We start from the raw sequence: 25,300 nt of genomic DNA on the forward strand, positions 1-25,300 counted from the left end.
TGGACGGACCGGCACCGCCTTCACCGCATGTCTGCGCCCATCACGGGATCGCGGCGGTTGAGCAGGAAGGTGGTCACCGGCAGCGCGCCGTCGGCCCGCCGTGGCCCCTGGGCCGAGGACGGGTCACCGCTGCGCAGGGTCGTCGTCGCCCAGTCCCGCTGGTTCCACGAGTTGTCCTCGTCGTCGACCGCTGCGCCGAGCCAGCTGTCGGTGCCGCGGTTCGCCAAGGCCAGGTTGCGCCGCAGCACCGACACCGAGTCGACGAACGCGAAGCCGGCCTTGCCGTTGCGGTAGGCCGTGTTGTTCGCGATCCGCAACTCTCCGTGATTCCCTGCTTCGGTGAACCCGTAGCCGGCGTTGTCCCAGGCCGCGCTCCGGGCCACCCGGTGCCGTACCTCGGGGGCGGGTTCGCCGCCGCCGAGCTTGAACCCGTTGCCGCCACCCTCGGTGAAGTCGGGGATACCCCACCGGTCGACCCCGTTGCCGTACGCCCAGGACCGTTCGACCGTCACGGGATCGGTGAACTCACTGAGATCCAGTCCGTCGGCCGAATTGTGGTACATCCGGCAGCCGCGTATCAGGTTGCCGGTGCCCGAACCGTACTTGAAGGCCAGTCCGTCCGCCGTGCCGCCGGCGTCCGAGGTGTCGTGGTTGGCGTGGAAGTCGCTGTCCAGCACCTGGTTGCCCACCGTGCCGGGGTCGCGCAGCAGCAGGCCGATGCCGCCGTTGTCGTGGACCGACAGCCGGGAGAAGACCGTGTGGCGGCAGGAGACGCAGACGTACCCGTGGCCGGGCGCGTTCCTGATCTCCAGTCCGCGTACGGTCCAGTAGCTCGCCCGCTGGGTGATCGCCCACTCGCCCGCCGGCACCCGGCTCGCGTCGACCACCGCCCGCTCGTCGCGGTGGTTGCGGAGGGTGATGCGCGCCCGGGCGGTGCCGCTGGTGGTCATCACCACGGGTTCCGTGAGCTGGTGGACGCCGCCCCGCAGCACGATCGTCTGACCCGGGCGTACCACCGCGACGGCCCGGCCGAGCGTGGCGTACGGGCGGCCGGCGCTGCCGGTACCTGCGTCGGAGCCGTCCGGGGCGACGTGGATCTCGGCACCGGTCACCGGGTCGGCCGGGCGGATCGGCGCGGTGGCGGTGGGCACGGTCGTGGGCGGGGACGGCTGCGCGGCCATCGTGGGTCCGGCCTGGGCGGGTAGGCCCGGTTCCGGGGCCTGGAGCACCGCGTAGCCGAGCCCCCCGGCGGCGACCGTCACGACCGCCGTGCCGGCCACCACCTTGTGGGCGAAGAGGCCCTGGACGACGGCCCAGAACGACGCCGGGGTCCCCGGGACACCCGCCACGAGTCCGGCGGCGACCGGGAACGTCGTCATGCCGGGCAGCAGCCTTTCCGGGGCCAGCAGCACGTGTCGGTGCGACCCGCACCGTGGGCAGCCCCGGCCGTGTCGGCTCAGCCGCTTGCGCCACAGCGGGCCGGCGCTGCCGTCCCAGCCCCGCAGCAGCGCGGCCAGGTCCGGGCAGCGGGGTGACGCGCGCAGCGCGCGGACGATCAGCCGGCTCTCGTCCAGCCGCGTCCGCATCCGGCCCAGCCGTACGGACGCGTGCTTCGGGCTGACTGACAGCGCCTCGGCCAGCTCGGCGCGGGTCAGCTCGCCGATCGCCTCCCGCCACCACCACCGCAGCAGCCGCCGGTCGTCGTCGTCCAACCAGTCAGTGGCCTCGGCCAGTTCCCGGCGCTGGTCACTGAGGATCAGCTCGGCCACGGTCCGCTCGGCGAGGTCGCCGCCCCGGTCGGGCAGGTCCACGTCGGTGTCCTGCTCGCGGCTTCGAGCCCTGGCCTGGCCACGCAGGTGGAGCTGCACTTGGCGGTACGCGATCGAGACCAGCCAGGACCGGAAGCGGTCCGGCTCCCGCAGCTCGGGTAGCCCCCGGATCGCCCGGACCATCGTCTCCTGAACCAGGTCGTCCGCGTCGGCGTGACCGTCGAGCGCCCGGCCGGTGATGCCCTGGACGAGCGGGAGGTGCGCGGCGAGCAGTTCGGCGAGCGCCGCCGCATCACCCGCGCGGGCGGCGGTGACCAGTGCGGCCACGTCAGGGTGGGGCGGATCGAGCGCCTCCGCAGGCAACTCCGCCTCGCGGGCCGGCGCGTCGGCGTCGCTGCCCGTCACGGTGGCGGTCTCTCCTCACGTTGCGCGGATGGCGGCCCGACCGGTACACCACCGCGTCGCCGCCCGGCGTCGGTGGGTCGGTCGGGCGAAGGTCAACCGTCGATCCGCATCCGGCGGTCGATGCAGGCCACGGCATGTTCGCACACGGGCAGCGGGCTGTAAAGATCGGCGACCGTCACTGGTTAAGTACGTTGGCCAGCCAAACAAATTCCTGAATTTCCGTTGTCGACGGGGTGCCGCCGTCGTCTACGGACCAGAGCGACCGGACCCGGTCCGTCTGGCGGCCCGCCCGGGCAGCCCGACGCCACCGAACCGTCGCGACACACCGGACATCCCCGCAGCACAGGAAGGACGTCATGCCACCGATCAAACGTCCCCCCACCTCTCACGCCGCCCCGGCCAGGGCCCCGGGCCGCCGTCGCCTGTGGCGGCGTGTGGTGCCGTTGGCGGTGCTCGCCGCGGTGGTGCCGGCCGCTGTGGCGGTCACGAGCAGTCCGTCGTTGGCGGCGGTTGTGGACACGGGCGCGTACTACGTGTTCGTGTCGCGGCACAGCGGCAAGGTGATCGACGTGTCGAACTATTCGACGAGTGACGGTGCGGCGATCCATCAGTGGTCGCGTACGGACACGTTGAATCAGCAGTGGCAGTTCGTGGCGGCGGACAACGGTTACTTCCAGTTGCGGTCGCGGCAGAGCGGCAAGGTGTTGCAGATCGCCAGTGCCGAGGACGGTGCGGCGTTGACGCAGGAGTCGGCGAGTACGAACACGCGGCAGCACTTCGGCGTGGTGGATTCGGCCGACGGGTACGTGCGGTTCGTCAACCGGCACAGTCGTAAGGCGTTGGACGTGTGGGAGTGGTCGACCGCGAACGGTGGTCGGATCTCGCAGTTCACCGATCTCGACGGCGCCAACCAGCAGTGGCAGATGGTCAAGCTCGGCGGTGGCGGAGCGCCGCCCGGGGCGATCACGGTGGCCGCCGACGGCAGCGGCCAGCACCGCACGGTCCAAGCCGCCGTTAACGCGGCACCCGCCAACAGCGCCAGCCCGGTCGTCATCGCGATCAGCCCCGGCACCTACCGGGGTGTGGTGTCCGTCCCGTCGAACAAGACGAACATCCAGCTCCTCGGCCTGGGGTCGAGCCCGAGCGCGGTGGTGGTCGTCGAGCGGAACTCGGCGGGCACCGTCAAGCCCGACGGATCGACCTACGGCACGTCCGGCAGCGCCACCGTGACGGTCTCGGGCCGGGGCTTCACCGCGACCAACCTGACCATCTCCAACGACTTCGACGAGGCAGCCAACGCCAACCAGCCGGGCCACCAGGCGGTCGCACTCAACCTCAACTCCGACCGCTCGGTGCTGACCAACGTGCGGCTGCTCGGCGACCAGGACACCTTCCTCGTCGGCGGGTCGGCCCGCTCGTACATCCGCAACTCGTACGTCGAGGGCACCGTCGACTTCATCTTCGGCGACGGGATCGCGGTGCTGCACGGCACGCAGATCCACGAGAAGCGGGCCACCGGCGGGCCGGTAACCGCCGCCCGCACCCCGGCGGCGCGGGCGTACGGCTTCCTGATCTACCGCTGCAACCTGACCAGCTCGGCTGCGGCCGGGTCGAGCAGCCTCGGCCGGCCGTGGGGCCCGGACGCCCAGGTGCTCTACCGCGAGTCCACGCTCGGCGCCCACATCAGGACGAGTCAGCCGTGGACCGACATGTCCAGCAACTCCTGGCGCGACGCGCGCTTCCTGGAGTACCGCAACAACGGCGCGGGAGCTGGCACGAACAGCAACCGGCCGCAACTGAGCGACGCCCAGGCGTCCAACTACACCCCCCAGAAGTACCTCGCCGGCACCGACGGCTGGAACCCCGTCGGCTGACCGGTCCCACCCGTCCCATCCTCAGGAGGAAACACCATGACCATCCGGATCCGTCGCCTGTGGCGGCGTGTGGTGCCGTTGGCGGTGCTCGCCGCGGTGGTGCCGGCCGCTGTGGCGGTCACGAGCAGTCCGTCGTTGGCGGCGGTTGTGGACACGGGCGCGTACTACGTGTTCGTGTCGCGGCACAGCGGCAAGGTGATCGACGTGTCGAACTATTCGACGAGTGACGGTGCGGCGATCCATCAGTGGTCGCGTACGGACACGTTGAATCAGCAGTGGCAGTTCGTGGCGGCGGACAACGGTTACTTCCAGTTGCGGTCGCGGCAGAGCGGCAAGGTGTTGCAGATCGCCAGTGCCGAGGACGGTGCGGCGTTGACGCAGGAGTCGGCGAGTACGAACACGCGGCAGCACTTCGGCGTGGTGGATTCGGCCGACGGGTACGTGCGGTTCGTCAACCGGCACAGTCGTAAGGCGTTGGACGTGTGGGAGTGGTCGACCGCGAACGGTGGTCGGATCTCGCAGTTCACCGATCTCGACGGCGCCAACCAGCAGTGGCAGATGGTCAAGGTGGGCTCCGGCGACACGCCCTCGACGCCGTACGGGAACGCGCCGGACGGATTCGCCACCGGGGTGACCGGCGGCGCCGGCGGGCAGACCGTCACGGTGACCACCCAGGCGCAGCTCAACCAGTACGTCACCGCGTCGGCCCCCTACGTGATCCGGGTCGCCGGCACGATCAACATCAGTCCGAAGGGCACCGAGCTGCGGGTGGCGTCCAACAAGACGATCATCGGCGTCGGCACCAGCGGTCACGTCGTGGGCGGCGGGTTCTTCCTCGGGGCCGGGGTCAACAACGTCATCATCCGCAACCTGACGATCCGGGACACCCTGATGCCGGACGACGACCCGGGTGACGACACCTATGACTACGACGCCATCCAGATGGACACCGTCAACCGCGTCTGGATCGACCACAACCGGCTCCAGCGGATGAACGACGGACTGCTCGACAGCCGCAAGGACAGCACCAACATCACCGTGTCCTGGAACCACTTCGCCGACAACAACAAGACCTTCGGCATCGGCTGGACCGAGAACGTCACCGCGCGGATGACCATCCACCACAACTGGTTCCAGAACACCCGGACCCGCAACCCGAGTGCGGACAACCTGGCCAACCTGCACATGTACAACAACTACCTGCAGAACTGCGCGTCGTACGGCAACTACGTGCGGGGCCTGACCAAGGCCGTCATCGAGAACAGCTACTACGAGAACGTCCGCAACCCGTACTACGTCGAGGCGGGGGAGCTCGTCCAGCGGGGCAACGTCACGGTCAACAGCCCGTGGGACTCCGGCAAGGTCAAGTCCAAGGGCTCGGCGTTCAACCCGAGCAGCTTCTACCCGTACACCCTGCACAACGCCGCCGACATTCCGGCGATGCTGCGTACCCACGCCGGCCCGCAGGCCGGCATCGGTATCTGACCGACGCGCGGTGGCACCGGCCGGTTCTGCCGGCCGGTGCCACCGTCGCGGTCCCAAGCAGTCGGAAAACGACGTGAGCTGCGGCGATACTCAGCGTGTCTGTGGACAACGCGCGTGTCGTCCACAGGGGCCGCCGGCCGCCCCGGCCGCGTCGCAGGCTGCCGGACATGACCCCGACCGACCGTCCCCGGCTCGCCGTCCGTTCCCCCGCCGACCTCATCGCCGCCGTGCCCTACCTGCTCGGCTTCCACCCGGCCGACAGCGTGGTCGTGGTGGCGATGCGGGGTCGCCGGATCACCTTCGCCGCCCGCGCCGACCTGCCCGACCTCGCCGACCCGCGCGACCCCGCCGGGCACCTCGCCGGCGTCGTCGCCCGGCAGCACGCCGAGACCGCCACAGTCCTGGGCTACGGGCCCGCACCGCTCGTCACCCCGGCCGTCGACGCCGTGCGCGCCGCGCTGACCGCCGCCGGCATGTCCGTGCTCGACGCCCTGCGCGTCACGGAGGGCCGCTACTGGTCGTACCTCTGCACCGAGCCGGAATGCTGCCCGCCCGACGGCACCCCCTACGACGTCGGCGCCAGCGAGGTCAGCGCGGCGGCCGTCTTCGCCGGCCAGGTCGCCCTGCCCGACCGGGCCGCCCTGGTCGCGCAGGTCGCCCCGGTGACCGGGCCGGCCCGCTCGGCCGTACGCCGGGCCACCGCCCGCGCCGAGCGACGCCTGGCGGACCTGCTCGGCCGGGCGCCCGCGACCGACCCGCGCGGCGAGCGGGCACTCCGCTCGGCGGGGGTGGCAGCGGTACGCACCACGCTGCGCCGGCACCGGCGGGGGCAGCGGCTCACCGACGACGAGATCGCCTGGCTGAGCCTGCTGCTGACCCACGTGCCGGTTCGCGACCACGCCTGGGAACGCACCGACGGGCGGGACGAGGACATCGCGCTCTGGACCGACGTGCTGCGCCGGGCCGAGCCGGAGCTGATCGCCGCGCCGGCCGCGCTGCTGGCGTTCGCGGCGTGGCGGGCGGGGCAGGGGGCGCTGGCGGCGGTGGCCCTGGAACGCGCCCTGGCCGAGCACCCCGGCCACTCGATGGCGCTGCTCCTCGACGATCTGCTGCGCCGGGGCGTGCCACCGTCCGAGCTGGACGGCTGGCCGGCGGTGGCGGTGCCCGGCGTGCTACGCCGCAGACGCAGGCGGAGTGGCCCTCGATGATCCGCCTCCAGCCGAAGCGTGGCGTCCACGGGTGGCAGGTTCGGTGCGGACGAGGGGGCCCGGTTCGCGGCGCTGGTGGAGAAGTTCGGCGAACCGCCCGATCGCTCAGTTGGCAGCGGCCGATTCCGGGTTCAGCAGCGCCGGGTCCACGTCCGGAACGGCGCGCCGGGGGTTCCACCCTGCCGCCACGACACGCATGACGAACCCCGCAGCCTCCTCCAACTGGCGTGCACTGGTCAGCCCACCGACCACCGCGGCCCGCGCGCCGAGATCCTCCACCAGCGTGTCGACGCGCGCGAGCGCCTCGGGCTGGTCGCCGCAGATCGCCACGACCGGTGCCGAGTCGCGCGGTCCCGCGTAGGGCCAGGACGCTCCAGCGAACAAGTGGAGTGCCTTCACCACGTGAGCGCCCCGCGCGACACGAGCGACGAGCTCTGCCGCCGAGCCCGACGTCGGCTTGAGCTGCCCGGTGGCGTAGTCGACAGCGTTGGTGCAGTCGATCACCGTCATGCCGCTCAGGGAGCCATCGGCACCACCGACGAGAGAAAGCGCTTCCTCCAGGCCCTCCCAGGCGACCGCGACCACGACCACCTCGACCCGTGCTGCGAAGTCGGCGGGTCCGACAGCCTCGGCTGTGCCGCCGATCTGGCTGGCGGCCCGGCTGGCGTGCTCCGCATCGCGCCCCGTCACCACGACCGCATGGTCAGTTCCCGCCCAAGCCCGGCCCAGCCCGATGGCGAGGTTGCCCGTTCCCAGGATTCCTACGTTCACGTGATCTCTCCTTCATCAGTGGAAGACCCGAAGAACGCTAGGAGTGCGGCTCCTACTGCTTGGTAGGAGATTCTGCGGACACTGGAAGGATGATCGACGGCACCTGCCAGACCTTCGTATCGGACTGTCATGTCCGCGCGGCAGTCGAACTCATCAACCACACGTGGGATCCGGTGGTGCTGTCGGCGCTGCGCGCCGGACCGACGAGACGCAACGACCTGTTGCGACGCATCGCAGGCATCAGCGACAAGGTGCTGACGCAGGCGCTGCAGCGCCTACGAGCGCGGGGCCTGGTCGTCCGACAGGGCAACGACGGACGAGCGCCGGAAGGTCGCGGCGCCGTCTACCAGCTGTCGCCCTTGGGGGAGTCGTTCGCCAACGGCCCCCTCGCCGAACTGGCGCAGTGGGCTGCGGCGAACCAGGCAGAACTCATCGAGTCGTCGACGACGTACGACCCGTGACGCCTGGCGGCCACGACTGCCGTCGGCATGGGTAGCGCGCCCATGCTTGCCTGGCCGCTGGCGGTTCGAGCCGTCTCCTGGCCGGGATCGCGGGCGTGGCTTCGCCCAAGGTGTTCAGGCCCGTTCGGCCAGCTCGGCGACGAACGCGCGCCACGCGGACGGCGCGAAGGTGAGCGCCGGACCGGCCGGGTCCTTCGAGTCACGGACGGCGACGACGCCGGGAAGGTTGCCGGCGACCTCGACGCAGTTGCCGCCGTTCGAGCTGCTGCGAGTGCTTCTGCGCCACTGCGCGCTGGTCAGGTCAGCCATGATCTTGCCTCTAGGAAGTCGATGGATTGGTTTCGCGGAAGCGCGAGCGACCTCACGCTATCCCACACGGCCCACAGCGGAGCAACGTCATTAGTGATGCGCCCGGTCGCCTGGTCATCGAGGTAGCCGACATCTTCGCCGTCCTTCGTCGTGGCGATCACGAACGGTCCAGCCTGCCCCGGATGGAGGCCCGCGTTCAGCGGAAGGACATGCACCATGACGTTGGGCCGTTCGGCCATGGCTGCCAGGTGGTCGAGTTGCGGCACCAGGACTGCTGGCGCACCTCGGCGCAACGCTGCCTCATCGATTACGAAAACCGCCAAGGGTGGGCGGGGGCGCTCGAACACCGCAGCCTGGCGTCGTAGCCGCGTCTCGACGTATCCGTCTGCATCGGCTATGAGAGGGCCGCTAGCGAGCACCGCGCGGGCATACTCTTCGGTCTGGAGGAGCCCGGGAATGACGGTCGACTCATAGCAGCGCAGCCCGGCAGCCTCGCGCTCGATGTCCGTCCATGGCTGGAACCAGGCCGGCTCGCGGCGCTTCAACGCGTCCGGCCAGAGTTCCTCTATGTCCTTGTTCAGAATCTCGGCGACCCGGGCACGGTGGCGGGTCTGCGGGATTCGTCCCTGGCTGACCCACCGTGCCGCCGTCTTCGGATCGACGCCGACCTGAGCTGCGAGGCTCTCCGCCGTCTCCCCGGCCTTCGCCATCGCTACCTGTACCGCCCGGTTCATCCCCGCTCCTCCGCCGAACGTCCGGAATATCCCCAGAACAGACTGCTACGCGGTGTGATCGGCTGGCAACCCTCGGCAGGGTGCTTTGTAGACGGCGCGAGCCGGTGGAGGCACCCCCGAAGCCCGCCGGTCGTGCCGCGAGGGGGTCGTCGCCGGGCGAGCATCCGTGGCGGCCCCCTCATCCAGACCGAGGGACGAGGGGGAAGACCTTGCCGGACCGCCAGCCGTTGCCGGGGCCCGACCAGAGGCCCGACCCGAGGCCCGACCCGAGGCCCGACCCGAGGGCCGCGCAGCGGCAGATCAAGCCGGGCGACGTCCTGTACCTGACCCGGTCCGCGAGCCCGCAGTTCGTCCGGCCGATCTCCGTGCGCGTGATCCGTGTCCTGACCGACTGGCACACGTACCACGGTTGGTGCTGGATCGACGTCTACCAGCTGGGCGCGCGCGGCGACGCCGTGGACCGGCGCTCGCTCTACGTGCGGTGCGAGGGGGTGCGCTGGCGTACCGCGGCTCCGGCCTCTGTGGCGCCGGCCCGCCGCCGGCCGGTTTCCCGTCGGCCGGTCACGGCATGACCCGCCGCCGCGCCCACCTGCCCACCCGGCCCACCTGGCGCTGCGCGGCCTGCGGGATCGCCTGGCCGTGTTCGGCGGCGAAGCTGCGGCTGCTCGCCGAGTACCGGACGGACCGGGCGGCCCTGCTGATCCACCTGGCGACCCTCCAGGTCGAGGCGGGTGAACAGCTCGCCGCGCTGGACCACGCCACGACGGCGGCCGACCTGACCGCCCGCTTCACCGGCTGGGCCCGCCCTCGCTGACCGCCATCGAAAGCAGCGGCACGGCAGGCACCGGCACGGCAGGCACCGGGCCACGGCAGGCACCGGCGCAACGGGTGGTCTCCGTCGAAAGATGTAGTGCACGTTCGTTCCGTGGGGCGACCCGACGGCGTTGCCGCCGGCACAGAATGGGTTCCGTGCCCACCTCCACCACAAGCCCCGCATGAGCGTCGGACTGCTGCTGTCGCTCGCCGGCCTGGCCCTGGTCGACAGCACGAGCATCGGCACGCTCTTCATCCCCGTCTGGCTGCTGCTCGCTCCCGGGCCGGTCAACGCCCGCCGGATCCTCGTCTACCTCGGCACGATCGCCGTCTTCTACTTCGGCGTCGGGCTGCTGCTCGCCCTCGGCGGTAGCCGGCTGGCCGACGTCCTCGGCGGGGCGATGGACAACCGGCCGGTGCTCTGGGCGCAGCTCGTCCTCGGGGTCGGGCTGTTCGTGCTCAGCTTCCGCTACGACGGCAAGCGGCGTCCGCGCAGCGGGGGCGTGCTGCGCTGGCGGGACCGGGCCACCGCCGGCGACTCCTCGGCGCGGTGGCTGGTCGGGTTGGCGCTGCTCGCCGCGCTCGCGGAGGTGGCGACGATGCTGCCGTACCTCGGGGCGGTCGGCCTGCTGACCACCTCGGGGCTCGGCGCGGCCGAGATGGTGGGGCTGCTCGCCGCCTACTGCCTGGTCATGGTCCTGCCGGCGGTGCTGCTGCTGGCGGCCCGGATGGCGCTGCCGAGGCTGGTCGAACCGGTGCTGACCCGGCTCAACGCCTGGATCATGCGGACCTCCGGCAGCATGCTCGGCTGGATCCTCGGCATCGCCGGCTTCCTGCTGGCCCGCGACGCCGCGTTCCGGCTGGGGCTCTTCGACTAGGCCGACCGGATCACGTGGTGATCCGGTCGGGGCGGGCGTAGACGTTCATCGTGTCGCCGCGCAGGAAGCCGACCAGCGTCAGCCCGGCCTCCTCGGCCAGCTCCACCGCCAGGCTGCTCGGCGCGGAGACCGCCGCGAGCAGCGGCACCCCCGCCATCCACGCCTTCTGGGTCAGCTCGAAGCTCGCCCGCCCGGAGACCAGCAGGACGTGCCCGGCCAGCGGCAGCCGCCGCTCGCGGACCGCCCAGCCGACCACCTTGTCGACGGCGTTGTGCCGGCCGACGTCCTCGCGCAGCGCCACCAGGTCGCCGTCGGCGGTGAACAGGCCCGCCGCGTGCAGGCCGCCCGTGCGGTCGAAGCCGCGCTGGGCCGCGCGCAGCCGGTCCGGCAGCGCGGTCAGGACCGCCGCCGGCACCGTCAGCGGGTCGTCGCCCACCCCGAAGACCGATCGGGTACGCACGGCGTCGATGCTCGCCTTGCCGCACACCCCGCAGGAGCTGGTGGTGTAGAAGTTCCGCGACGGATCGACGGTGGGTTCGGGCACGCCGGACGCCAGCACCACGTCCACCACGTTGTACGTGTTGGGTGTCTCCGCGCCGGCGCAGAGCTGCGCGGTGCGTACGTCGTCGGCGGAGCGGATCAGCCCCTCGGTCAGCAGGAAGCCGATCGCCAGGTCGAGGTCGTCGCCGGGCGTACGCATGGTCACCGCGAGCGGCCGTCGCCGGCCGGGACCGGCCGCACCGACCCGGATCTCCAGCGGTTCCTCCACGGCGAGGGTGTCCTGCCGGCGTACGGAGGTGCGGCCGGTCGCCGCCGCGTCGAGGTCGATGCGGAGCACGCCGCGCCGGTCAGTCGCCCGTCCCATCCCGCCATCCTGCACCCCTGGACCGGGACACCGCGCGGCGACCATCCGTCCGTATCCGCGATGCACGCGACCTGTACGCCGCACGGCGGACCCGGACGAGGTCTGCCGTGCCCGTTCGTCCCTCGCCGAGCCCGCCGCCAGGGAGGGCCGTGTTACAGGACCAGGCTTCACCGGCGGCCGTCCACGATCACGTTCCACTTCTGTGCAGGCCGCTCCACCCGGGAGGTTCCGGCAACCTCCCGCTCGTCGTCCGGCATCTCCCGGCGAGGCGTCGGGCGGATACCGTGGCCCGGTGGACGCGTACGCGGCGGTGGTGCTGGCGGGCGGCGCCGCGCGGCGGATGGGGGGCGTGGACAAGCCCGCCCGGACGGTCGGCGGCCTGCCCATGCGGGACCGGGTGCTGGCCGCGGTCGCCGATGCCGCGCCGCGCGTCCTGGTCGGCCCGCCCGGACCGGTGCCCGCCGGGGTGCGGGTGACCCGGGAGGAACCGCCGGGCGGCGGACCTGTCGCGGCCGCCGCGGCCGGGCTGGCCCTGCTCGACCCCGGTACGCCGCTGGTCGCCCTGCTCGCCGCCGACCTGCCCCTGCTCACCCGCGCGGCGGTCGGGGAGCTGCTCGACCGTCTCGACGCCGGTCACGACGGCGCCTGCTACGTCGACGGCGACGGTCGGCGGCAGACCCTCTGCGGCGTGTGGCGGGTGGCCACGCTGCGCGCCGCCCTGGACCGCCTCGCCGCCGAGCGCGCCGCCAGGCCTGCCGACGGACCCACCGAGCGTGCCGGCAGGCAGCCCGACGGCTCCGCCGCGCCGCTGGCGGGGGCACCGATCCGGGCGCTGCTCGCCGGGCTGCGGGTGCGCGAGGTGCCGTGGTCCGGTGCCGGCCCGCCGCCCTGGTTCGACTGCGACACTGACGAGGACGTACGCCGGGCGGAGGAGTGGACGCGATGACGGTCATGGACGACTGGGTGACGGCGGCCTGCGCCGAGCTGGACCTGGACCCCGCCCAGGTGCCGGTGCCGGCCGTGCTCGACCTGGCCAGGGACGTGGCGCACCAGGTGCTGCGGCCGGGCGCGCCCGTCACCGCGTACCTCCTCGGGCTGGCGGTCGGGCGGGGCGCGGACCCGGCCGGCGCCGCGGCCCGGCTCAGCGCGCTGGCCGCCGCCTGGCCGGTCGGACTCGGCGCCGAACGCGCGGGCGGAACACCCGCCTGACCTCCGCTGTCCGATCACGGTCGGGCTGATTCGTCTCCCCCGTTCCGTGGGTAGGGTGACCTTGACGGACGGAGGCGATCATGACGGCAGACCACCCCTCGGCGCCGGGCGGCGACTCGCCCGGCACCCTGCCGGCGCACCACGAGCCGATCCTGCTCGACGAGCCCAGCACGGCCGACCTGCGGGCCAAGGTCACCCAGGCGTGGCACGAGTTCGCGCGGGCGCTCGCCGAGCGGTTGGCGGCGCTGCCCACGGGCACGCACGTCGCGCTGACCCTCGACCCCACCGCCTCCGGCACCGGCGACGCGGTCTACTCGGTCAGCATCGACGTCGGTGAGGAGGGCCGGCTCGCCGCCCGCGCGGTCGGCAACGCCACCCTGCCGGAGGGCTACCGGCTGGACCGGGCCGCCGTGGCGGACATGATCGCGCTCGGGTGGTCGCCGCCCGGCGTGGTGGAGGGCTCCGGCGAACACTTCGGGCTGGACGGCGGCACCGCCGAGGCGACCCGACTGGCGGCCCTGCTCACCCGGACGCTGCGCGACGTCTACGGCGCCCCGCACCCCGCCTTCCTCGTCTACCTCATCCACGACGCCGAGGGCGAGCCGCTGCCGGTGGAGCCGCTGGGCACCGCGCGCAGCGAGTTCGGCCCCGACCGCAACGTCGAGGCCGACCTGGACGAGGCGCTCGCGGCGGCCGCCGCCGCCCAGGCGCCCGAGCACGACGTGGCCGCGCTCGCCGAGCAGGTCCGCACGGTCGTCTCGACCATGCTCAAGTCGGAGCCGGACCGGTTGCAGGTCGACTCCGACGGCGACATCAACATCCGGGCCGGCTCGGCGATGGTCTTCGTCCGGGTCCGCGACAACCCGCCGCTGGTGGACGTCTTCTCCCCGGTGCTGACCGAGGTCGAGCCGACCGAGCGGCTCTACGTGAAGCTCTCCGAGCTGACCAACCGGATGCCCATCGGGCGGCTCTACTGCGCCGACGACACCGTGTGGGCGTCCATCCCCGTCTTCGGCCGCAACTTCCAGGCCACCCACCTCATGCTCGCGGTCCAGGTGATGACCGGGCTCGCGGACGAGCTGGACGACCGCCTGCACGGCGAGTTCGGCGGGAAGCGGTTCTTCGGCGAGGGGGACAAGCCGGTCAAGCGGGACCAGCAGGAACACCGCACCGGCATGTACCTCTGATCCACGCCCCACCCGTGGTGGTGGCGGGTGGAGCCCGGAAACCCCGAGAAACCGGGCCCCACCCGCCGGGGAGGGAGGATCAGGTCACGGGGAGCCAGTCGAGGCTCCGGGCGGTGGTCGGATCGGTGGCCCGCAGGCCGGCGGCCGAGACGGTCCAGAGCACGTCCCCGACCAGCAACGACCGCAGCACCGGGCCCGCCGGGCCGGTGTGGGAGACCGTCCCGACCTCGCCGATGTCCGTTCCGGACACCCGCAGCAGCCGTACGTCGTCGCCGACCGGCAGGGCGACCAGGCCCGTCTCCGGGTGGTGCAGGAAGGCGTGCGTGTCGTGCTCCAGCGCGGAGTACGCCCTCGGCACGTGCCACTGGTCGAGCCGGGCCGGGCGGGCCGGATCGCGGACGTCGAACAGCGAGACCTGGAGCCCCTGCGTCCGCCCCCGCTGGTCGGCCTCCTGGCCCACCCCGAGCAGTCGGCCCTCCGGCAGCGGGTGCAGGTACGCCGAGTATCCGGTGATCTTCAGCTCCCCGGTGACCCGGGGCGCGGCCGGGTCGGTCAGGTCGACCGCGTAGAGCGGGTCGGTGAGCCGGAACGTGACCACGTACGCGGAGCCGCCGAGGAAGCGCACTGACCAGATCCGCTCGCCGGGGCCGAGGCCGGTGACCGCGCCCGTGCGGACCAGCGTGTCCCCGTCGGGACGCAGCACGTACACGGCGGACTCCGAGGTGGGACGGGTGCCCCAGGCGTCGCCGGTGGTGGTGGCCACCCGCAGGTGCCCCTGCCACTCGGAGAGGGCGTACTGGTTGACGAGCGAGCCGGGCACCGAACCGGAGGCCACGTAGCGGGGGCGTCCGGGCGCGCCGGTGTCGAACCGGTGGATCTCGGTGACCTGCGGGTCCGGCCGCCAGACGCCGCCACGGGGCGAGCCGGGCCGGGCCGTCACCGCCCGTTCCCCGGCGAGGTAGAGACTGCTCCCGGTGCCGTAGACGGTGGTGGCGTCGGCGGCGACGCTGACCGGATCGCCGTCGCCGAGGCGGTCGCCGGCGAGGTCGAAGCTCAGCACGGTCAGCATCGACGTCCCGGACCAGGCGGGTGGCCGGCTCAGCCGGTCGCAGCCGACCCGGCCCACGTGCCGTTCCGCCCCGGCCGTCCACTCGTACGCCGGCAGCCACGCCTCCACCCCGGCGGCGGCGATCACCGCGCGGTTGGCGGCGGTCCGCGTCGCGTCGGTGCCCCGTTCGGCGTACGGGAAGACCAGCTGGGGGCGGCTGCGGACCACGACCCGCGCGGTGGTCCCCGTCTGCCGGGCGTCGACGAGGCTCCCGTCCATCCGGTAGGTGCCGAGCACCCGTGGCGTGCCCGCCAGGTCGACCAGGATCAGGCGCGGCGCGGTGCGGGGCCGCGCGGCGCGGGTCGCCGGCTGCATCTCCGGGCCCACCTGGGTCAGCACCAGCGCCCGGTCGCCGTGCAACAGCAGGGTCGCCTGCTCCCCCCAGCTCAGCTCCGGCGTCGCCCGCGTCAGGTCGAGGCGACCCGTCTCCCGCCGGGCGGCGGGGTCCACCACCCGCAGCACGCCCCGGGTGACGGTCACGATCCGCCGCCCGTCCGTCTTGACCAGGTCGGGTTCGTCCGCGCCGGCCTCGTGCACGTTTGTCGTGGAGTGCTCCTGGGCGGGCCCGGCGGACTGGGCCGACGCCCGGGACCCGGAGGCGTCCATGGGAACGTCGCCGAAGGCGGCCCCGGTGCGCCAGCCGTCGCCGAAGCCCCACGGGCCGACGGAGGCCCCGGCGGCGGCGCGGAGCCCGGCCAGCGCCTCGGCGCAGGAGTCGTAGGAGACCAGCCGGGGCGCGGCCGTCGGCTGCCTCGGGGCCGCCGGGTCGGGCGACGCCGCCGGGAACGCGCTGCCGCCGAGCAGGGTGAGCGCGGCCAACGTGCCGACCGCGAAGATGGGGGCTCCCCGTGTCATGGCCGGTTCGACGCGCCCGGCCGGCGGATGGTTCCGGCCCTCCGCCGACCGTCCGCGCCGCCTTTCCGCCGCGCCGCCCCGGTCAGCGGGGAGAGGGGCCGACGCCGGGGGAGTCCACGAGCCGGGAGAGCACGATGGTGCTCCGGGTCGAGGTCACGAAGGGCTCGGCCCGCAGCCGCTCCAGCGCCGCCTCCAGGTGCCCGATGTCGGCGGCCCGCAGGTGCACGAGCGCGTCGGCCTCGCCCGAGACGGTGTACGCGCCGACCACCTCGGGGTGCCGGCGGGTGGCCACCCCGATCTGGGCCGGGGTGGTCCGGCCGGCGCAGAACAGCTCGACGAACGCCTCGGTGGTCCAGCCGACGGCGGCGGGGTCGACGACGGCGGTGAAGCCCCGGATCACGCCGGCCGCCCGCAGCCGGTCCACCCGCCGTTTGACCGCCGGGGCGGAGAGCGAGACCCGCTGACCGATGTCTGCGTACGAAGCGCGGGCGTCCGCGACGAGCAACGCAATGATCCGCTGGTCTACGGCATCTATCTGCAACGTTCCGCCTCTGCGAAGCAACGGTTGTGGCTGTTACCAAAGTTCCAGGGTACCTACTCTTGGTCACCGTGAACCAGCAGCGAGTCCCGCGAAAGCGGACATATCTCATGTGCTCGCCCGAGCACTTCGCGGTCGAGTACGCGATCAACCCGTGGATGGACGTGAGCACCCCGGTCGACTCGGAGCTCGCGGTCAAGCAGTGGGACCGGCTGCGGGAGACCCTGGTCGGTCTCGGCCACGAGGTGCACCTGCTGACCCCCGAGCGAGGGCTGCCCGACATGGTCTACGCGGCCAACGGGGCGTTCGTGGTCGACGGCACGGTCTACGGCGCGCAGTTCAAGCACGAGCAGCGGGCCGCCGAGGCCGCCGCGCACCGGGCGTTCTACGAGTCGCAGGGCTGGCGGTTCATCGCGCCGATCGAGACCAACGAGGGCGAGGGCGACTTCGCGTACCTGCCGGAGGCGCACGGTGGGCTGATCCTCGCCGGGCACGGCTTCCGCACCGAGCTGCCGGCGCACGCCGAGGCGCAGGAGGCGCTCGGCCGCCCCGTGGTGTCGCTGCGCCTGGTCGACCCGCGCTTCTACCACCTGGACGTCGCGCTCGCCTCGATCGACGACGAGAACGTCGTCTACTACCCGGGCGCCTTCTCCGCCGCCAGCCAGCGGGTGCTCACCCAGCTCTTCCCCGACGCGGTGGTCGCCGACGCCGAGGACGCCCTGGCCTTCGGCCTCAACCTGGTCAGCGACGGGCTCAACGTGGTGCTCAACAGCGAGGCGACCCGGCTGGCCGGGAAGCTGAAGGCGGCCGGCTACCACCCGGTCCCGGTCGAGCTGGCCGAGCTGAAGAAGGGCGGCGGCAGCGTGAAGTGCTGCATCGCCGAACTCCGCCCCTGACCCACCCTGCCGCCCCTCCCTGCCCCACCCCGTGGGGCGGGGATGGGGTCAGCCGAGGGTGGCCAGTTCGGTGACCAGGACGTTGGACAGGACCTGGCCGTCGAGCTGGACCTCGCGCAGGTACCACTTCTGCTGCGGCGTACGCGGCTGGTTGAACTGCCACACCCCGCGCGGGCTGTCGATCTGGCCGATCTTGCCGAGGGCCAGGTTGACCTGCTGCGGGGTGGGTGACCCGCCGGCGATCCGGATCGCCTGGTCGAGCACCTGCGCGGCGTCGTACGAGGCCATCGCGTAGGTGGTCGGCGAGGTGCCGTGCTTCTTGCGGTACGCCGAGGCGAACCGGCGGTTGGCCGTGTTGTTCAGGTCGGACGAGTAGTTGAGCGCCGTCTGGATGCCCAGCGCGTCCTCGGCCTTGACGCTGCCCAGCACGGCCCCCTCGGTCAGGAAGCCGGGGGCGTAGACCTTGCCGGTGAACCCCTCGATGCGCAACTGCTTGATGAACTCGACGGCGGCCGGCCCCGCGAAGAAGCAGAACACCGCCGTCGGGTTCCGGCCCAGCGCCCTGCGGATGTCGGCCCGGTACGCGGACTTCGACGGGTTGGTGAAGACCTCCGTCGAGACCACCGCGTCCTTGATCCGGGGGTCGGACTCGCCGAACTCCTGCCGGAAGCCCCGCACCACGTCCTGGCTGCCCACGCTGTCCGGCGCGATGATCGCCAGCCGTGCCGACGGTTCCAGCTGTTCGCGCAGGTAGCGGCCCAGCGCCCGGCCCGCCTCGTCGAGCACGTACGACGTCCGCCAGATGTAGACGACGCTCTGGAGGCTGGACGGCGAGGCGTTGGAACCGATGAGGGGCACCCGGGCCTGCTCGACGGTGTCCCGGATGCCGGACATGACGTTCGCGTCGACAACGCCGGTGAGGGCGAGCACGCCCTGCTTCAGCAGCCCCTCGACGGCGGCCTTGCCGGTCTTGACGCTCTCGCCCTCGTCGGCGGTGAGCAGGGTGGTGGGGTGCCCGCCCAGCAACTTGTCGTTGAGGTCGAGGAAGAGCTGGAAGCCGTTGGTGATCTCGTCGCCGATCGCCTTGAGGCCGCCGCTGGTCGGCGCCACGAGGCCGATCTTGATCGGGCTTCCCGTGGCCGTCTCGCCGTCGGCGTCGTCCGTGCCGCACCCGGCGACCAGTCCGGCCGTACCGAGCGCGGCCAGCAGTTGGAGGGCCCGCCTGCGGTTCATCTGCGACACCGAGTTCCTTCCGGGGAGCGTTGCAGGGCGGATCACGCCCCCTCGGCGTTCTACCCGGTCAGCGACGCTGCGTCAATGCTTAGCGATCTTTCCGCAGTGATCGGAAAGCAGCCGTGATCTGAGGCCACGCCGCGGACTCCGGATCGATGAGCCCGAAATGCTCGCATTCCGGCAGCTCAATGAGGTGAATGTCGCCGCCCGCCGCCCGGCCGGCGGCGACGAACTCCCGGCTCATTCCGACCGGCACGTGCTGGTCCAGCGCACCATGCGCGACTACTGTCCGTGTCGGTACGGGCACCAATGACCGTGGATCGGCTGCGGCGTACCGCTCGGGATGGTCCGCCGGACCGCCGCCCAGCAGCGCGGCCACCGCCCCCTCGTCCAGGTCCAGCCGGTACGCCTCCGCGAGGTTCGACACCGGGGCCAGCGCCAGCACGCCGCCGACGGCGTCCGGGGCGGTCGCGGCCACGTACAACGCCAGGTGTCCCCCCGCCGAGTGGCCCACCAGCAGCGGCGGCCCGGCGGCGACCCGGCCGGGCAGCGCCTCGGCCGCGAGCCGGGGCAGCTCCGTCACGCCGGTCAGCACGTCGGTCAGCGTCGTCGGCCAGCCGCCACCCGGCTGCCCCGTCCGGCGGTACTCCACCTGCGCCACGGGGTGGCCCAGCCCGGCCAGCGCGGCGGCCAGCGGGTCGGTGTGCCGCCGGTCGTACTCGGCCCGCCAGAAGCCGCCGTGCACCACGACGACCAGCCGCCGGGCCGGGCCCGACCCGGCCGGGGCACGCAGGTCGGCGAGCTGGTCCGGGTGGTCGCCGTAGGAGACGGTGGCGTCCGGGGCCGGAGCGGGCCGGCTGAGCACGTCGCGGGGGTCGGCGGGCATGGCGCGACCGTAGCGCGGATCACGCGCGGATCCGAGGCCGGGGATCGGTCCCCGGGCGCATGGGCGCTCGCGGCTGGGTAAAGATGGGTCCCATGACCGAAGCGCAATCCGCTGGACAGAACGACGAGCCGGGCCAGGATGGCACGGGTCACTCCGGAACGGTGGTGGTGGTCGGCCCGGACGGGCGGCCCGTCGGCACCGTGCAGACCGACGAGGCACACGGCGAGGACCCGACCCGACTGGTCGAGCAGCCGGCCAAGGTGATGCGGATCGGCAGCATGATCAAACAGCTGCTCGAGGAGGTCAAGGCCGCCCCGCTCGACGACGCCAGCCGGCACCGGATGCGGGAGATCCACGAGCGGTCGATCGTCGAGCTGAAGGAGGGGCTCGCCCCCGAGCTGCGCGAGGAGCTGGAACGCATCTCGCTGCCCTTCACCGAGGAGAAGGCGCCCAGCGAGGGCGAGCTGCGCATCGCGCACGCCCAGCTCGTCGGCTGGTTGGAGGGCCTCTTCCACGGCATCCAGGCGGCCCTGGTCGCTCAGCAGATGGCCGCCCGGGTGCAGCTGGAGCAGATGCGATCCGGCCGGCAGGCGCTGCCCAGCGGCCCCGGCGGCGGGATGCTGCCGGGCATGCCGGGGATGGGCCAGCCGCCGCAGGGCGGCGAGGGGCACAGCACCGGCCAGTACCTCTGACCGCGCGGCCGGCCGGGAACGCCGGCCGGCCGCTCACCCCACCCCGAAGACCTTCTCCAGGTACGCCGCCACGCCGTCCGCCGAGTTCGCCGCCGTGACCTCGTCGGCGATCTCCAGGACGGCGCGGTGCGCGTTCGCCACCGCCACTCCCCGCCCGGCCCAGGTCAGCATCGGCACGTCGTTCGGCATGTCGCCGAAGGCGAGCACGTCCCGGGCGTCGATGCCGAGCCGCGCGCAGTACCACGCCAGCCCGGCCGCCTTGGTCACGCCGGCGGCCGAGATCTCCACCAGCCCCGAGTACGACGAGTGGGTCGCCTCGGCCAGCCCTTCGAGGGCTGCGGCCACCAGCGCGACGAACGCGTCCGGATCCTGCTCGGCGGAGCGGGCCAGCAGCTTCACCGCCGGCGCCGCCAGCAGCTCCTCGGGGGTCTCGACCGCCCGGATCGCGTCGTGGTCGGCGTCCCAGCGCAGCGGGTAGTGCGCCTCGTGCCGCATCTGCCGGCTGTCGACGATCTCCACCGCGAAGCTGACCTCGGGCACCTCGGCGCGCAGCCGCCGGGCCACCTCGGCGAGCAGTTGCGGGGCGAGCGGATCGGCCCGCAGCACCTCGTCCGTGACCGGGTCGTAGACCACCGCGCCGTTGGCGCAGATCGCCGGCAGCGGCTCGGCCAGCTGCTCGTACACCATCTTCAGCCATCGGATGGGACGGCCGGTGACCAGCACGACCGGCGTGCCCCGCGCGGACAGCCGGGCCAGCACCCCGGCGGTGTGCGGGCTGAGCGTGCGGTCGTCCCGTAGCAGGGTGCCGTCGATGTCGGTGGCGATCAGCCGTGGTGCCTCTCCCATCAGCGGGACAGTAGCCGATCGAGGTACACCGCCACCCCGTCGTCGTCGTTGCGCAGGGTCACCTCGTCCGCGACGGCGCGGACCGTCGGGTGGGCGTTGGAGACCGCGACCCGGGCCCAGCCGGCCCACTCGAACATCGGCAGGTCGTTGGGCATGTCGCCGAAGACCAGCACCTCGGCCGGGTCGACGCCGAGGCGCTGCGCCACCACGACCAGCCCGGTGGACTTGTCGACCCCCGGCGGGCAGATCTCGACGAAGCCCAGCCCGGCCTGGGTGAGCGTGGCGACCTCCGGCGGGACGACCTGCCGGGCGACCGCGAGCAGTTCGTCGACGTGGTGGTCGGCGGTCCGGACGAACGCCTTGATCACGTCGCAGGAGAGGCACTCGGCGCGGCTGCGCGTCTCGAAGGCGTCCTGGTAGGGCCAGCTCGGGTGGTAGTCGCCCCAGAGCGGCGCGTCGTGCTCGTCCGACGCCTCGACCATCACGGTCAGCGGCCCGACGGCCGCCTCCAGGTCGGCCAGCAGCGTGGCCAGCACCTCGGCGGAGAGGCGCTCGTCGCGCAGCACCACCGGCCCGGACGGGTCGCTCTGGTCGACGACCCGGCCGCCGCCGGCCATCACCAGGAAGTCCGCGGCCCGGATGTCGTTGCGCGTCAGTTCGGCCAGCCGGGGCCCGCGACCGGTGGCGCCGACCACCGGGATACCGGCGGCCCGCACCCGGTCGAGCACCTCGTGGGTGTACGCGGAGACGGTCTCGTCGCTGCGGACGAGCGTCCCGTCGAGATCCGTGGCGATCAGCTTGGGCAGGCCCGGGCGGGTCATCGTTCCTCCTTCGCCCGCCGCCGTCGCAGCCAGCCGTCTCGGTCCTCGGTGCCTCGACCCCTCGGTGACGGCGGGCAGCAAACGTACCTCGCGGAACGGGCCCCGACCATGGCGTTCCGGCGAATGCGGTGCCAACGGTCGACGGCCCGCCGGTGTCCCGTCCGGGACCCTCCTCAAGGCCGTACGGTGGACGGGTGGGAGAGCGGGACTGGCCGGTGGCGGAGGCCGTCGACACCGAGCGGCTGCTGCTGGAGCCGCTCCGCGTCGACCACGCCGAGGAACTCGCCCCCCTCCTGGACGACCCGGCCCTGCACGAGTACATCGGCGGTAGCCCGGCCACCCCGCAGCAGCTGCGGGAGCGGTACCGCAGGCAGACGGCCGGCCGGTCCCCGGACGGCCGGGAGGGCTGGCTCAACTGGGTCGTCCGGCACCGGGACAGCGGCGAGGCGGTCGGCACCGTGCAGGCCACCGTGCGGCTCGACGGTGACCGGCCCGTCGCCGAGCTGGCCTGGGTCGTCCTGACGCCGCACCAGGGCCGCGGCTACGCCGGCGAGGCCGCCGTCGGCCTGGTCGGCTGGCTGGCGGAGCACGGCGTCCGGGCGCTGGTCGCGCACGTGCACCCCGACCACCAGGCCTCCGCCCGGGTGGCCGAGCGGCTCGGCCTGCGGGCCACCGACGAGCGGTCGGACGGCGAGGTCCGCTGGGTGGCCCCCTGAGGGACGCCGGGCGCGCCGGCGGTCACCGGAGCGGGCAGGGGCCGGCGACCGGTCAGTCCCGGGGTTCGGGGCGGGCGAAGGGGACGATCGGCCCGACGGTGAGGTCGGCCGGCGCGGGCGGCCCGTCGTCCGCCACGTCCCGCGACCTGCGGCGGCGCCAGCCCACCGGCTCCGCCTCGTCCCCGCTGCCCGTCCCGACCGCGTCGTCCGCCTCCCCGGCAGGCCGGGCCGCGCCGGCCGGGGCCAGCTTCAGCGCCGCCGCGAAGAGCGCACAGGCCAGGAACGCCGTCACCAGGCCCCGGCCGTACTCGACCTGGAACCCGTCGTCCGTCGAGTAGAAGAAGACGCGTTGGGCGGCCTCGTCGAGCGAGGCGGTGGCCGCGACCAGCAGCCCCAGCAGCGCCACGGCCACGGCCAGCCCGGCGAGCCGGGCGTTCGGACGCACCGCGGGAGTGCCGCGCAGCGCGAGCACCACCGCGCAGACCAGGGCGAACAGCCCGACCAGGTAGCCCACCCCGAAGCCGCCGACGTCGGACACCCCGCCCGGCACCCGCAGCGGCGTGTTGCCCTGCGGGCCGCCGTTGGGGATGGTCATCACCTGCCACTCGCCGAGCATCGAGGCGAGAGCGGCCACCGCACCGAGCGCCGCGAGCAGCACGGGGAGCCGGCGGTCCCGGCCCAGGCCGGAGAACGTACGCCCGAACCGCCCCGGCCCGTCCGGCTCCGTGCTGCCCCACTCCAGGACGGCTGCACCGTCGGACCGCTGTTCCTGCCGGGGAATGGGGGAATCCTGGGACATCGGCCACCCTTCCGCGTTCGCGGGCCTGCCCCGAATCATGACACAGTACGCACCCGGTGACGCGGAGCGTGAACGGTCGCCAGTGGGTGCCCGTTGGGCTAGCGTCGGGTGCATGCCTATCCGTACCGCTTCCGCACAATGGCAGGGCAACCTCACCGAGGGGTCCGGCACGATCCGCACCGGCAAGGGCGGGCTGGAGGGGAACTACTCCTTCAAGTCCCGGTTCGAGGAGGGTGAGGGCACCAACCCCGAGGAGCTGATCGGTGCGGCCCACGCCGGCTGCTTCTCGATGGCGTTCTCCAAGGCCCTCGCCGAGGCCGGCTCGCCGCCCACCTCGGTGGAGACCACCGCCAAGGTCCACCTCGACAAGACCGACGCCGGAATGACGGTGACCCGGATCGAGCTGGACACCGTCGGCCAGGTGCCCGGCATCGACGAGGCGCAGTTCACCAAGCTCGCGGAGACCGCCAAGGAGAACTGCCCGATCTCCCGCCTGCTCGCCCCGGGCGCCCAGATCAGCCTGACCGCCCGCCTCGCCTCCTGACCGTCCCCGTCTCGGCGTCGACCGCCACGGGAACCCCCGGGTCCCCGTGGCGGTCCGCCGAGCCGGCGCGGGCGCTCGAACGGCTCCGGACCCGGCGCGCTCGAACGGCTCCGGTCCCGGTGACGGGTGGTCGGCCGCCGGCTCCGACCGGCCCGGCCGGTCCGCCGACGCGGGCCGGCGGGCCTGACCGGCGCGGGCGGGCCGCGTCGTCGGGCAGAATGGGCGGGGTGCCGGTGGAGATGAGTCGCGAGCGCTTCGAGGAGCTGGTCGGCGACGCGCTCGACGAGGTGCCCGAGGAACTGCTCGCCCTGATGAGCAACGTCGTGATCCTGGTGGAGGACGACCCGCCCCCCGGCGAGGACCTGCTCGGCCTCTACGAGGGGCACGCGCTCACCGAACGCGGCTGGGACTACGCCGGCGTGCTGCCGGACCGCATCCTGATCTACCGCAACCCCATCCTGCGCATCTGCGACGACGACGAGGACGTCGTCGACGAGGTCGCGGTGACGGTGGTGCACGAGATCGCCCACCACTTCGGCATCGACGACGCCCGCCTGCACGAGCTGGGCTGGGGCTAGGCGGCGGTTGTTGCCTCCGTCGCCTACCGTCGGTCCAGGTACCGCGAACTCAGGAGGCACTTCCAATGCGCAGCGAGCTGTTCTCGGCGGAGAACCTTGAGAAGGAGTCCGCGCAGCCCGGCATGCGGCTGCAGAACTCCAAGATGTTGAAGATCGAACTCAACGGCGAGGCGATGGCCCGGGTCGGGTCGATGGTCGCCTACCAGGGGCAGGTGCAGTTCCAGGCGCTCGGCTCGGGCGGGCTCGGCAAGTTCCTCAAGCAGAAGCTGACCGGCGAGGGCGTCCCGCTGATGAAGGTCTCCGGCCGGGGTGACGTGTTCCTCGCCGACTTCGCCAAGGACGTGCACGTCATCGACCTGGAGCCCGGTGACGCGCTCTCCATCAACGGATCCAGCGTGCTGGCCTTCGACTCCACCCTCCAGTACGACATCCGGATGGTCGGCGGGGCCGGCATGGCATCCTCCTCCGGCCTGTTCAACTGCGTCTTCAGCGGTCACGGTCGGATCGCCATCACCACCAAGGGCACCCCGGTGGTGCTCAGCGTGGACGCCCCCACCTACGTCGACCCGCAGGCGGCGGTCTGCTGGTCGGCCAACCTCCAGACCGGCTACCACCGCGCCGAGCAGCTCGGCCTCGGCACGCTGCTGGGCCGGCGCACCGGCGAGTCGTTCACGATGAGCTTCGCCGGTCAGGGCTTCGTCGTCGTCCAGCCCTCCGAGGAGCCGCCCATCATGGGCAGCGGCACCCAGGAGCAGCAGGGCGGGCTCCTCGGCGGCCTGCTCAGCTGAGCACGTCCCGCACCGCCTCGCACCGCCCCCGC

The 25,300-nt window shown here is 72.9% G+C and carries 28 protein-coding genes; 16 read left to right on the plus strand and 12 right to left on the minus strand.

Annotated features, from left to right (window positions below):
• Positions 1-20: 20 nt before the first annotated feature.
• Positions 21-2,174 carry a sigma-70 family RNA polymerase sigma factor gene (locus AB0883_RS14265; RefSeq protein ID WP_366641546.1) on the minus strand — a complete coding sequence of 718 codons (2,154 nt, stop codon included), beginning with the start codon at positions 2,172-2,174 and terminating at the stop codon, positions 21-23.
• 500 nt (positions 2,175-2,674) lie between these two features.
• On the opposite strand from AB0883_RS14265, the gene AB0883_RS14270 reads away from it, so the two are divergent.
• The 3 genes from AB0883_RS14270 to AB0883_RS14280 all read left to right on the plus strand — a co-directional run bounded on the left by AB0883_RS14270 (position 2,675) and on the right by AB0883_RS14280 (position 6,741).
• On the plus strand, positions 2,675-4,048 hold the full coding sequence (locus AB0883_RS14270; protein WP_366641547.1) for a pectinesterase family protein: 1,374 nt from the start codon (positions 2,675-2,677) through the stop codon (positions 4,046-4,048).
• Positions 4,049-4,084: 36 nt separating this feature from the next.
• Positions 4,085-5,533, plus strand: coding sequence for an RICIN domain-containing protein (locus AB0883_RS14275; RefSeq protein WP_366641548.1), 1,449 nt, complete (start codon positions 4,085-4,087; stop codon positions 5,531-5,533).
• 167 nt (positions 5,534-5,700) lie between these two features.
• Positions 5,701-6,741 carry a DUF4192 domain-containing protein gene (locus AB0883_RS14280; protein ID WP_366641549.1) on the plus strand — a complete coding sequence of 347 codons (1,041 nt, stop codon included), beginning with the start codon at positions 5,701-5,703 and terminating at the stop codon, positions 6,739-6,741.
• 105 nt (positions 6,742-6,846) lie between these two features.
• On the opposite strand, the gene AB0883_RS14285 is transcribed toward AB0883_RS14280, so the two are convergent.
• The gene (locus tag AB0883_RS14285; RefSeq protein WP_366641550.1) at positions 6,847-7,512 is read right to left on the minus strand and encodes an NAD(P)-binding domain-containing protein; all 666 of its coding nucleotides are present in this window, start codon (positions 7,510-7,512) and stop codon (positions 6,847-6,849) included.
• 89 nt (positions 7,513-7,601) lie between these two features.
• Between AB0883_RS14285 and AB0883_RS14290 the strand changes: the two genes are divergently transcribed.
• On the plus strand, positions 7,602-7,973 hold the full coding sequence (locus AB0883_RS14290) for a helix-turn-helix domain-containing protein (RefSeq protein WP_366641551.1): 372 nt from the start codon (positions 7,602-7,604) through the stop codon (positions 7,971-7,973).
• A 114-nt stretch (positions 7,974-8,087) separates the two neighbouring features.
• Here the strand turns inward: AB0883_RS14290 and AB0883_RS14295 are convergent, their stop codons facing one another.
• Both AB0883_RS14295 and AB0883_RS14300 read right to left on the minus strand, forming a co-directional pair.
• Positions 8,088-8,282 (minus strand): DUF397 domain-containing protein, encoded by a 195-nt coding sequence (locus AB0883_RS14295; protein ID WP_366641552.1) that lies wholly within the window; start codon positions 8,280-8,282, stop codon positions 8,088-8,090.
• Positions 8,270-9,016, minus strand: coding sequence for a helix-turn-helix transcriptional regulator (locus tag AB0883_RS14300; protein WP_366641553.1), 747 nt, complete (start codon positions 9,014-9,016; stop codon positions 8,270-8,272). The genes AB0883_RS14295 and AB0883_RS14300 overlap by 13 nt, the downstream gene beginning before the upstream one ends.
• Before the next feature lie 299 nt (positions 9,017-9,315).
• Between AB0883_RS14300 and AB0883_RS14305 the strand changes: the two genes are divergently transcribed.
• From AB0883_RS14305 to AB0883_RS14315, 3 genes are all read left to right on the plus strand, one after another.
• Positions 9,316-9,588: a hypothetical protein gene (locus tag AB0883_RS14305; protein WP_366641744.1), complete on the plus strand. Its 273-nt coding sequence runs from the start codon at positions 9,316-9,318 to the stop codon at positions 9,586-9,588.
• Positions 9,585-9,830, plus strand: coding sequence for a flavin reductase (locus tag AB0883_RS14310; RefSeq protein WP_366641554.1), 246 nt, complete (start codon positions 9,585-9,587; stop codon positions 9,828-9,830). Before AB0883_RS14305 ends, AB0883_RS14310 begins: the two co-directional genes overlap by 4 nt.
• Before the next feature lie 181 nt (positions 9,831-10,011).
• Entirely contained in the window at positions 10,012-10,707 is a 696-nt protein-coding gene (locus tag AB0883_RS14315; protein WP_366641555.1) for a GAP family protein, read from the plus strand.
• Between the two features lie 10 nt (positions 10,708-10,717).
• Here AB0883_RS14315 and fdhD read toward each other — a convergent pair whose 3' ends face one another.
• On the minus strand, positions 10,718-11,572 hold the full coding sequence (gene fdhD, locus AB0883_RS14320) for a formate dehydrogenase accessory sulfurtransferase FdhD (RefSeq protein WP_366641556.1): 855 nt from the start codon (positions 11,570-11,572) through the stop codon (positions 10,718-10,720).
• Positions 11,573-11,864: 292 nt separating this feature from the next.
• On the opposite strand from fdhD, the gene AB0883_RS14325 reads away from it, so the two are divergent.
• From AB0883_RS14325 to AB0883_RS14335, 3 genes are all read left to right on the plus strand, one after another.
• A complete protein-coding gene (locus AB0883_RS14325) occupies positions 11,865-12,518 on the plus strand; it encodes an NTP transferase domain-containing protein (protein ID WP_366641557.1) in 654 nt (217 codons plus the stop codon).
• Positions 12,515-12,781: a DUF6457 domain-containing protein gene (locus AB0883_RS14330; RefSeq protein ID WP_366641558.1), complete on the plus strand. Its 267-nt coding sequence runs from the start codon at positions 12,515-12,517 to the stop codon at positions 12,779-12,781. Before AB0883_RS14325 ends, AB0883_RS14330 begins: the two co-directional genes overlap by 4 nt.
• A gap of 80 nt (positions 12,782-12,861) precedes the next feature.
• A complete protein-coding gene (locus AB0883_RS14335; RefSeq protein WP_366641559.1) occupies positions 12,862-13,968 on the plus strand; it encodes a hypothetical protein in 1,107 nt (368 codons plus the stop codon).
• A gap of 79 nt (positions 13,969-14,047) precedes the next feature.
• Here AB0883_RS14335 and AB0883_RS14340 read toward each other — a convergent pair whose 3' ends face one another.
• Both AB0883_RS14340 and AB0883_RS14345 read right to left on the minus strand, forming a co-directional pair.
• Positions 14,048-15,931, minus strand: a complete 1,884-nt coding sequence (locus AB0883_RS14340; protein ID WP_366641560.1) for a beta-propeller domain-containing protein — start codon at positions 15,929-15,931, stop codon at positions 14,048-14,050.
• An 82-nt stretch (positions 15,932-16,013) separates the two neighbouring features.
• Positions 16,014-16,472 carry an Lrp/AsnC family transcriptional regulator gene (locus AB0883_RS14345; RefSeq protein WP_121397466.1) on the minus strand — a complete coding sequence of 153 codons (459 nt, stop codon included), beginning with the start codon at positions 16,470-16,472 and terminating at the stop codon, positions 16,014-16,016.
• A 59-nt stretch (positions 16,473-16,531) separates the two neighbouring features.
• Between AB0883_RS14345 and ddaH the strand changes: the two genes are divergently transcribed.
• Positions 16,532-17,365: a dimethylargininase gene (gene ddaH / locus AB0883_RS14350; RefSeq protein WP_366641561.1), complete on the plus strand. Its 834-nt coding sequence runs from the start codon at positions 16,532-16,534 to the stop codon at positions 17,363-17,365.
• A 48-nt stretch (positions 17,366-17,413) separates the two neighbouring features.
• Here ddaH and AB0883_RS14355 read toward each other — a convergent pair whose 3' ends face one another.
• Together AB0883_RS14355 and AB0883_RS14360 are read right to left on the minus strand one after the other, a co-directional pair.
• Positions 17,414-18,607 carry an ABC transporter substrate-binding protein gene (locus AB0883_RS14355; RefSeq protein ID WP_366641562.1) on the minus strand — a complete coding sequence of 398 codons (1,194 nt, stop codon included), beginning with the start codon at positions 18,605-18,607 and terminating at the stop codon, positions 17,414-17,416.
• 79 nt (positions 18,608-18,686) lie between these two features.
• On the minus strand, positions 18,687-19,484 hold the full coding sequence (locus AB0883_RS14360; RefSeq protein WP_366641563.1) for an alpha/beta hydrolase: 798 nt from the start codon (positions 19,482-19,484) through the stop codon (positions 18,687-18,689).
• Positions 19,485-19,567: 83 nt separating this feature from the next.
• Here AB0883_RS14360 and AB0883_RS14365 point away from each other — a divergent pair, with 83 nt between their 5' ends.
• Positions 19,568-20,176, plus strand: a complete 609-nt coding sequence (locus AB0883_RS14365; RefSeq protein WP_366641564.1) for a bacterial proteasome activator family protein — start codon at positions 19,568-19,570, stop codon at positions 20,174-20,176.
• Positions 20,177-20,209: 33 nt separating this feature from the next.
• Here AB0883_RS14365 and AB0883_RS14370 read toward each other — a convergent pair whose 3' ends face one another.
• A complete protein-coding gene (locus AB0883_RS14370; RefSeq protein WP_366641565.1) occupies positions 20,210-21,022 on the minus strand; it encodes an HAD family hydrolase in 813 nt (270 codons plus the stop codon).
• Entirely contained in the window at positions 21,022-21,843 is an 822-nt protein-coding gene (locus AB0883_RS14375) for an HAD family hydrolase (protein ID WP_366641566.1), read from the minus strand. The genes AB0883_RS14370 and AB0883_RS14375 overlap by 1 nt, the downstream gene beginning before the upstream one ends.
• A gap of 194 nt (positions 21,844-22,037) precedes the next feature.
• Here AB0883_RS14375 and AB0883_RS14380 point away from each other — a divergent pair, with 194 nt between their 5' ends.
• Positions 22,038-22,559 (plus strand): GNAT family N-acetyltransferase, encoded by a 522-nt coding sequence (locus AB0883_RS14380; protein ID WP_366641567.1) that lies wholly within the window; start codon positions 22,038-22,040, stop codon positions 22,557-22,559.
• A gap of 52 nt (positions 22,560-22,611) precedes the next feature.
• Here the strand turns inward: AB0883_RS14380 and AB0883_RS14385 are convergent, their stop codons facing one another.
• Positions 22,612-23,358, minus strand: coding sequence for a hypothetical protein (locus AB0883_RS14385; RefSeq protein WP_366641568.1), 747 nt, complete (start codon positions 23,356-23,358; stop codon positions 22,612-22,614).
• A 112-nt stretch (positions 23,359-23,470) separates the two neighbouring features.
• Between AB0883_RS14385 and AB0883_RS14390 the strand changes: the two genes are divergently transcribed.
• From AB0883_RS14390 to AB0883_RS14400, 3 genes are all read left to right on the plus strand, one after another.
• The gene (locus tag AB0883_RS14390; RefSeq protein ID WP_121397474.1) at positions 23,471-23,902 is read left to right on the plus strand and encodes an OsmC family protein; all 432 of its coding nucleotides are present in this window, start codon (positions 23,471-23,473) and stop codon (positions 23,900-23,902) included.
• Positions 23,903-24,135: 233 nt separating this feature from the next.
• Positions 24,136-24,480, plus strand: a complete 345-nt coding sequence (locus AB0883_RS14395) for a metallopeptidase family protein (protein WP_172896728.1) — start codon at positions 24,136-24,138, stop codon at positions 24,478-24,480.
• 65 nt (positions 24,481-24,545) lie between these two features.
• Positions 24,546-25,268 (plus strand): AIM24 family protein, encoded by a 723-nt coding sequence (locus tag AB0883_RS14400; protein ID WP_366641569.1) that lies wholly within the window; start codon positions 24,546-24,548, stop codon positions 25,266-25,268.
• Positions 25,269-25,300: the final 32 nt, after the last annotated feature.

The sequence above is a fragment of the Micromonospora sp. NPDC047812 genome (assembly GCF_040704175.1).
GTDB lineage: Bacteria > Actinomycetota > Actinomycetes > Mycobacteriales > Micromonosporaceae > Micromonospora.

Coding starts and splice junctions, on each gene's coding strand:
- AB0883_RS14275 (WP_366641548.1), top strand. CDS start 4,085: ATGACCATCCGGATCCGTCGCCTGTGGCGGCGTGTGGTGCCGTTGGCG.
- AB0883_RS14280 (WP_366641549.1), top strand. CDS start 5,701: ATGACCCCGACCGACCGTCCCCGGCTCGCCGTCCGTTCCCCCGCCGAC.
- AB0883_RS14290 (WP_366641551.1), top strand. CDS start 7,602: ATGATCGACGGCACCTGCCAGACCTTCGTATCGGACTGTCATGTCCGC.
- AB0883_RS14295 (WP_366641552.1), bottom strand. CDS start 8,282: ATGGCTGACCTGACCAGCGCGCAGTGGCGCAGAAGCACTCGCAGCAGC.
- AB0883_RS14300 (WP_366641553.1), bottom strand. CDS start 9,016: ATGAACCGGGCGGTACAGGTAGCGATGGCGAAGGCCGGGGAGACGGCG.
- AB0883_RS14310 (WP_366641554.1), top strand. CDS start 9,585: ATGACCCGCCGCCGCGCCCACCTGCCCACCCGGCCCACCTGGCGCTGC.
- AB0883_RS14315 (WP_366641555.1), top strand. CDS start 10,012: ATGAGCGTCGGACTGCTGCTGTCGCTCGCCGGCCTGGCCCTGGTCGAC.
- fdhD (WP_366641556.1), bottom strand. CDS start 11,572: ATGGGACGGGCGACTGACCGGCGCGGCGTGCTCCGCATCGACCTCGAC.
- AB0883_RS14330 (WP_366641558.1), top strand. CDS start 12,515: ATGACGGTCATGGACGACTGGGTGACGGCGGCCTGCGCCGAGCTGGAC.
- AB0883_RS14335 (WP_366641559.1), top strand. CDS start 12,862: ATGACGGCAGACCACCCCTCGGCGCCGGGCGGCGACTCGCCCGGCACC.
- AB0883_RS14340 (WP_366641560.1), bottom strand. CDS start 15,931: ATGACACGGGGAGCCCCCATCTTCGCGGTCGGCACGTTGGCCGCGCTC.
- AB0883_RS14360 (WP_366641563.1), bottom strand. CDS start 19,484: ATGCCCGCCGACCCCCGCGACGTGCTCAGCCGGCCCGCTCCGGCCCCG.
- AB0883_RS14365 (WP_366641564.1), top strand. CDS start 19,568: ATGGGTCCCATGACCGAAGCGCAATCCGCTGGACAGAACGACGAGCCG.
- AB0883_RS14370 (WP_366641565.1), bottom strand. CDS start 21,022: ATGGGAGAGGCACCACGGCTGATCGCCACCGACATCGACGGCACCCTG.
- AB0883_RS14375 (WP_366641566.1), bottom strand. CDS start 21,843: ATGACCCGCCCGGGCCTGCCCAAGCTGATCGCCACGGATCTCGACGGG.
- AB0883_RS14385 (WP_366641568.1), bottom strand. CDS start 23,358: ATGTCCCAGGATTCCCCCATTCCCCGGCAGGAACAGCGGTCCGACGGT.
- AB0883_RS14390 (WP_121397474.1), top strand. CDS start 23,471: ATGCCTATCCGTACCGCTTCCGCACAATGGCAGGGCAACCTCACCGAG.
- AB0883_RS14400 (WP_366641569.1), top strand. CDS start 24,546: ATGCGCAGCGAGCTGTTCTCGGCGGAGAACCTTGAGAAGGAGTCCGCG.